Genomic DNA, 6767 nt, shown 5'->3' on the forward strand with positions numbered 1-6767 from the left:
TAGCCCTTCGCGCAGGAAGAGCAGATTGCTGTTGGAAATCGGTGAGGCGATGACGGTCGGGACGGGAAGCGACATCGAGTTTCGTGTGCCGTCCACCAGGGCGTTTCCGCCGGTGGCTGAGCCTGTCGAGCCATCCGGTGAAACATCAATGCCAGCTGGCCCTGTCGCAGACGAAACATAGAAGCCAAGCATGAGCCCCTTCTGTTGGAAAACCGTGCCGAGCTTGCTGGCAAGATATCCGCTGATGTCGATTGCTACCATGTTCAGTGAATTGGTGCCTGTGGGAGATGGATCCCCAAGCTGCAGCGTGTCACCAGGGCTCCAGCCTGCGACATGAGCGGCGTCTGTGACGCGAAGTTCTGTGGCGGAGAGGTCGTAATCTATCCATGCGGGCTCTGCTGGCGCCTTGGTCACGTTCCAGATGCGCACGGCCGCATTGCCCCGCATGCCGGGGCCGAAAATCTCACCTGCCTGCGTCGAAGAAAGGGTGAGTGTCGTGCCGGAAGCACCGTCGAGCGTATAGCTGCGTGGGGTTGCAAGGCGAAGCGTATCCAGCCGCCAGAGTTCAGCGACAGGCGAGGGAATATAGTGCGCGACCGGCAAGCCCGTCTCGGTATGGACCACGCCCGCCGGGAAGCGCGCCGCGCCATCGGTATTGGCGATTTCCAGCGCGCTTGTCCATGAGCTGCCATCGGCGCTGACCTTTAGCTGGAAGTCCTCGCTGCCCGTCAAGCCAAACTCCGCACGCCCTGAGAAACCGGTCTGGAAGAGAACAGACGCCGTTTTGGAGATGTCGGCCTTGTTGATGATTTTCCGCGCGTCGCCGCTGCCGGGCGTCACATCGTCATGGCTCAGCAGTTCGGCATCAGCCTTCACCGACAGACGGTTTGTGTCACTGGCATCGGTGTTGATGCCAAGCTTTGAAAAGCTGCGATCCGACAGGTTCGTCCAGCCTGAACCGTCGAAGAGGAGGAGTGCGCCGCTTTCGGCATCGAAAACCAGCCAGCCGGTGCGTGGTGTGAGAAATTCCCAAGTGCCGTCCTGAAAAACGGCAAGCTGACCTTCGCTGGCGATAGACCAATCGGCTGAAAGGGGCTCCGCCGGCAAAAGATAGGCATCGCCATCTGCCGGGGAAGCGGGCGGCCCGGATGTCGCCGCGCTGAGAACGTGCATCTGAACAAGCGCGTCGAGGCGCCGGAGCGCGTCATTCAGGGTGACGTGTTTCTGGGCCTGATTTTGCTGAAGATAGGGAAGGGCGAGGCGAGGGGTGGTGTCCATGAGGCGCTCCGGAGAATTGGGTCGCCTCTGAGTATGCTGCTTCTCCGTATGCGGTGGGATATATCAGCTCGAAGGGCCGCCATCGCGGCAATGGCGGGCGGGGCTCACACTCTCCTTGCCTCAAAGGACCGTGCTGGCCACGCCTAGAAAGGCGACTGGAAATCGGCAAAGCGCTGGGCTTCCCGGTCCTTGTCGGAAAGCAGGGCCGTACCCGTCTCGATGCCCCAGTCGATGCCGAGGTCCGGATCATTCCAGAAAACGGCGCCGTCACATTCCTTCGAATAGTAATTGTCCACCTTGTAGGCGATCTCCGTATCCGGCTCGAGCGTGGCAAAGCCATGCAGGAAGCCGCGAGGGACGAAAATCTGGACGCCGTTCTCGGAAGAGAGTTTCGCGCTCACCCATTTGCCATATGTCGGTGATCCCGGACGCACATCGACGGCAACATCAATGATGGAGCCGCGCAAGACGCGCACGAGTTTGGCCTGGGCATAGGGCGGCTTCTGATAGTGCAGGCCGCGCACTGTGCCCGCAGGCGCCGAGTAGGAGTGATTGTCCTGGACAAAATCGGCCTCAATGCCGGCTTCTTTAAAGCGTGCGGCATTGTAGGTTTCACTGAAAAAGCCGCGGGCATCGCCAAATCGCGGCGGCGTGACGAGCTTTACATCCTTAATCTCAAGTTCTTCGATCTTCAGTGACATGCTTTCCCCGGTCCACCTGTACTGTTTAGCGTTTCAGTCTGGCCGCTTGCCATAAAGCCGGCTCTTTGAACAGGCGCGGGCTGAGGCTGTTTCAATCTGCGGCCAAATCATGCATCTTGCGCGGCGCAGGTGGGGACCGCAGTAGAGACAATGACGAGATTTCTGAACATACCAGGCCGCGCGGGCCGCTACCTTTATCATGAGGCCACCCTGCCGAGACCGCGGGCTGTCTCCTCGGGGGGCGGTTCGTTCGAAGAGCCTCTGGTGGTCGCAGGCATGTTCCGGACATCTAACGGGATCGGCCGGGCCGCCATGGCTTGTCATTCGGCCCTTTCCCGGCAAGGGCATCGGCCCATAGCCGTCGACCTTGCCGAAATGTTCAACCAGGTCGAACACGCCGCCGCGGAGGCGATTGAGCCAATGCCGCAATCTCGATCCGGCACGCTTCTGCTTTTTGCCAATGCGCCCGAAACGCGCCGGGCCCTGATAGGGTTGGGGCTCAGGCGCTGGCACAATTGGCGGATCATGGGGTGCTGGGCCTGGGAGCTGCCAGCTGTGCCCCCGGACTGGCCCCGGAACGCCAGATATCTCTCGGAAGTCTGGGTGCCGAGCCAGTTTGTGGCTGAGAGCCTGGGCCCTGACTTTGCCAAGCCCGTCAAAACCGTGCCGCATCACGTACCCGTGCCAGACATGCGACCCTTGGAGCTGCCCTGCGAAGTGACCGGTGCGCCTTTCCGTATGCTTTGCAGCGCAGACGGACGTTCCTCTTTTCATCGCAAGAACATAATGGCGACAGTACGGGCTTTCCTCCGTGCATTTGAAGGCGACCCTGGAGTCGAGCTGATCGTGAAATGCCGTAATCTGGAGCAATTTCCTGAATTTGCGCGGGAGCTGAAATTGGCGGAATCGAACGATGCGCGCATACGTCTCCTCACCCACACCATGACCGGCGCAGAGATGACGCAGCTTGTTCGCGAGACCGACCTAATCGTCTCGACCCATCGCTCCGAGGGCTTTGGGCTTGTCCTCGCGGAGGCGATGGCGCTCGGCAAGCCGGTCATGGCGACAGGATGGTCGGGAAATCTGCAATTCATGACCGAGAGCAATTCAAGGCTGCTTCCTTATGAGCTGGAAAGCGTCTCTGATCCGACTGGAATTTATAATGAGAATACAGAACTCAAATGGGCCAGGGTCGACGAGGATGCGACCATTCGTGCGATGCGGGAACTCCGGCAGAGTGCGGAATATCGTTATACGCTCGCAGAGAGGGCGAGACAGGACGTTGCCAAAAGCCTGGACGGCGGCGTTTATCAGAGAGCTCTAATGGCCTGACACCTGACTGCGTGCTTGCTGGCATTTACATGCAATCGCGATTTTGACTACAACCCACCACGTTTGAAACCATCGGGAAAAACTATGGCTAAGATAATCGTCACCGGGGGGGCCGGATTCATTGGATCCGCGGTTGCGCGACACTTGATCGAGAATACGGATGCAGACGTGGTCGTGGTGGACAAGCTCACCTATGCCGCGAATCTCGCCAATCTTGACCCGGTCTCGGATTCTGAGCGCTTCAAACTTGTAAAGGCGGACATATGCGATGCGGCCGCGATGGACGACCTCATGAAAAGCGAGCGGCCGACGCATATCATGCACCTTGCCGCCGAGAGCCATGTCGACAGATCGATCACGGGGCCAAGCGACTTCATCACGACCAATGTGGTCGGCACCTACACCTTGCTGGAAATGGCGCGCCAGTACTGGGACGGGCTTGATGAGGCCGGTAAGGAAGATTTCCGTTTCCTGCACGTGTCGACCGATGAAGTCTATGGCTCGCTCGGCGAGGAAGGTCTCTTCCATGAGACGACCCCGTATGATCCGTCCTCGCCCTATTCAGCCTCCAAGGCGTCCTCGGATCATCTCGCCAAGGCATGGTTTCGCACCTATGGGCTGCCAGTTGTGATCTCCAACTGCTCGAATAATTACGGGCCGTATCATTTTCCGGAGAAGCTGATTCCGCTGGTTATTCTGAACGCGCTCGAGGGCAAGACGCTGCCGGTCTATGGCACAGGGTCGAATATCCGCGACTGGCTCTATGTTGACGACCATGCCAAGGCGCTCTGGCTCATCATCAACAAGGGGGAGCTCGGCGAGACCTACAATGTTGGCGGGCGCAATGAGCGTACGAACCTGGAAGTTGTCCAGACAATCTGTGACGAGCTTGATGCCGTGCGGCCAGCCGATAAGCCGCGCCGGGAACTTATCGAGTTTGTGGCTGACCGTCCCGGCCATGACCAGCGCTATGCCATCGATGCAACAAAGCTTGAAACCGAGCTTGGCTGGAAAGCGGAAGAGAATTTCGACAGCGGCCTGAAAAAGACGGTGCGCTGGTATATCGACAACCCGCAATGGTGGGAGCCGCTGCGCAAGTCGGTCTACTCCGGTGAGCGCCTCGGACTGCAGAAGCCGTCGCAAGACAAGCAAAACTCCGAAGAAAAAGTCTGAAGGCTTATGACGGATCATATCCTTGTTTGTGGCAGCCGTGGCCAGGTCGCTCAGGCGCTCGCCGAAACACCTCTGCCTGAAGGTCTGAGTTTCGTGGCGCATGGGCGTCCCGAGCTTGATCTTCTGCAGCCAGACACGGTGAAGGCGGCGCTCGAGGATATTCGTCCGAAGCTCGTCGTGAATGCGGCGGCCTATACGGCAGTCGATCAGGCCGAGAGCGATGAAGATGCGGCGCATGCCCTGAACGCGGCCGCGCCCGGGGAGCTGGCGCGTCTGTGCGCCGAGCGGAACATTCCCCTCATCCATCTGTCGACCGACTATGTGTTCGACGGGTCCAAGGATGCGCCTTACACCGAAGATGATCCCGTCAACCCGCTCGGCGTCTATGGCCGGACGAAGCGGGCAGGTGAGGTGGCTGTCACCGAGGCGAATCCGGACAGCCTCATCCTGAGAACCGCCTGGGTTTACAGCCCCTTTGGCAAGAATTTCTGCAAGACGATGCTGCGCGTCGGCAATCAGCGCGATGAGCTTGGTGTGGTCATGGACCAGATAGGCAACCCCACCTCGGCGCACGATATCGCAGAGGCCATCGCGAAGATTACGACCGCCATCCTGATTGACGGGCAGCCGGTTCGCGCAGGTATCTACCACCTGTCGGGCACAGGCGAGGCGAGCTGGGCTGATTTTGCGTCGGCGATCTTTGAGGAGAGCGCTGCGAGCGGGGGGCCTTCCGCGAAGGTGAACCGGATTACCTCAGCGGAATTTCCCACACCGGTCACACGACCAGCCAATTCGCGTCTGGATTGCAGCAAGCTTCAGGACGCTTATGGCATAACCATACCGCACTGGCGCGAAAGTATGCGCGCCTGCGTGAACAAACTCGTAGAGACAGGAGCTTGGACTTCATGAAGGGTATCATTCTGGCGGGCGGCAAGGGCACGCGCCTTTATCCAATCACGAAGGGCGTCTCGAAGCAGCTCCTGCCTGTCTACGACAAGCCAATGATCTATCACCCCATCACGACGCTGATGCTGGCGGGGATCCGTGACATTCTCGTGATCGCGATGCCAGAAGCGCTCCCCATCTTTCAGCGCATGCTCGGCGATGGGTCCGACTGGGGCATGAATTTCGGTTATGCAGAGCAGGCCGAGGCAAGGGGCCTCGCTGAGGCTTTCATCATTGGCGACAAATGGATTGGTAATGAGAAAAGCGCGCTCGCGCTTGGCGACAACATGTTCTACGGCGCAGGCCTTGGCAGCATTCTGAAGAATGCCGGCCAACTCGACTCCGGGGCGCAGGTCTTCGCCTGCCGGGTCAATAACCCTTCGGATTTCGGTGTCGTCGAGATGGACAAGGCGGGCCGGGCGGTTTCCATTGAAGAGAAGCCTGCCACCCCCAAAAGCAATCTGGCTGTCACGGGGCTCTATTTCTACGACAATCAGGTCGTCGACATCGCAAAGGATGTGAAGCCGTCCGAACGCGGCGAGCTCGAGATCACGACGATCAACGAAACCTATCTGAATAAGGGTGAGCTGACTGTGAACAGCCTGCCACGCGGGACAGCCTGGCTCGATGCCGGCACGTTCGACGGCCTGATCCAGGCGTCGCAATTCGTGCAGACGATTGAAAAACGTCAGGGTATCAAGATCGCTTGTCCGGAAGAAGTTGCCTGGCGGGCCGGCTTCATCGGCGACGATCAGCTGGTGAAACTCGCAGGCACTTACAAGAACGAATACGGCCAATATCTTTCCGGCCTGCTTCGCTAGCGCGGGTCTGGTGGTCCGCCTTTAGGTTGTGCAGGTAAGCAGCGAGCTGCTTGCGGACTGGACAAGCGAGGCGCGCCAGGACTGCCTGCATTATGCAGAATGATGGCTTTGAAGTCGTACTTGCCGGTAATCCTATCTAGAGGAATCTCCTGTAAGTCGGCTGTATTGCTTTTAAAGTCATGGGTGAAATGAGCCGCAAGATCAAACCGGTCATCCTGTGCGGGGGGAACGGCACACGGCTGTGGCCGCTCTCGACGCCGGAACGTCCCAAGCAGTTTCTGAAACTGCTTGGCGACAAGACGATGCTGGAAATGACACTGGACCGGGTGCAGCGCAGCCGTCTTCATCATGACCTGTCCTTTGGGCGGCCGCTGGTGATTGGGGCGTCGCGGCATGGAGAATGGATCAAGCGCCTGGCCGGGGAGGCGGACATCCTTCTTGAGCCAGTGGGGCGCAACTCGGCTGCGCCGATCGCCGCTGCAGCGCTTGCCAGCGCACCTGAAGATGTCCTGCTTGT

General features: G+C 59.1%; 7 protein-coding genes. 5 read left to right on the forward strand and 2 right to left on the reverse strand.

Going from position 1 to position 6767, the window contains the following annotated elements; all coding sequences use genetic code 11:
* Both ABNU55_RS15455 and rfbC read right to left on the reverse strand, forming a co-directional pair.
* The coding region (locus tag ABNU55_RS15455; protein WP_348764569.1) for a DUF2793 domain-containing protein at positions 1-1278 on the reverse strand (1278 nt) is incomplete at its 3' end.
* 143 nt (positions 1279-1421) lie between these two features.
* Positions 1422-1973 carry a dTDP-4-dehydrorhamnose 3,5-epimerase gene (gene rfbC / locus ABNU55_RS15460; RefSeq protein ID WP_348764575.1) on the reverse strand — a complete coding sequence of 184 codons (552 nt, stop codon included), beginning with the start codon at positions 1971-1973 and terminating at the stop codon, positions 1422-1424.
* A 282-nt stretch (positions 1974-2255) separates the two neighbouring features.
* Between rfbC and ABNU55_RS15465 the strand changes: the two genes are divergently transcribed.
* The 5 genes from ABNU55_RS15465 to ABNU55_RS15485 all read left to right on the forward strand — a co-directional run.
* A complete protein-coding gene (locus tag ABNU55_RS15465; RefSeq protein WP_348764570.1) occupies positions 2256-3311 on the forward strand; it encodes a glycosyltransferase in 1056 nt (351 codons plus the stop codon).
* A gap of 84 nt (positions 3312-3395) precedes the next feature.
* Positions 3396-4484, forward strand: a complete 1089-nt coding sequence (rfbB, locus tag ABNU55_RS15470) for a dTDP-glucose 4,6-dehydratase (RefSeq protein ID WP_348764571.1) — start codon at positions 3396-3398, stop codon at positions 4482-4484.
* A 6-nt stretch (positions 4485-4490) separates the two neighbouring features.
* Positions 4491-5393 carry a dTDP-4-dehydrorhamnose reductase gene (rfbD, locus tag ABNU55_RS15475; protein WP_348764572.1) on the forward strand — a complete coding sequence of 301 codons (903 nt, stop codon included), beginning with the start codon at positions 4491-4493 and terminating at the stop codon, positions 5391-5393.
* The gene (gene rfbA / locus ABNU55_RS15480; RefSeq protein WP_348764573.1) at positions 5390-6250 is read left to right on the forward strand and encodes a glucose-1-phosphate thymidylyltransferase RfbA; all 861 of its coding nucleotides are present in this window, start codon (positions 5390-5392) and stop codon (positions 6248-6250) included. Before rfbD ends, rfbA begins: the two co-directional genes overlap by 4 nt.
* A gap of 188 nt (positions 6251-6438) precedes the next feature.
* The coding region (locus ABNU55_RS15485; protein ID WP_348764574.1) for a sugar phosphate nucleotidyltransferase at positions 6439-6767 on the forward strand (329 nt) is incomplete at its 3' end.

The organism is uncultured Henriciella sp. (genome assembly GCF_964005855.1).
In the GTDB taxonomy this organism is placed as follows: Bacteria; Pseudomonadota; Alphaproteobacteria; order Caulobacterales; family Hyphomonadaceae; genus Henriciella.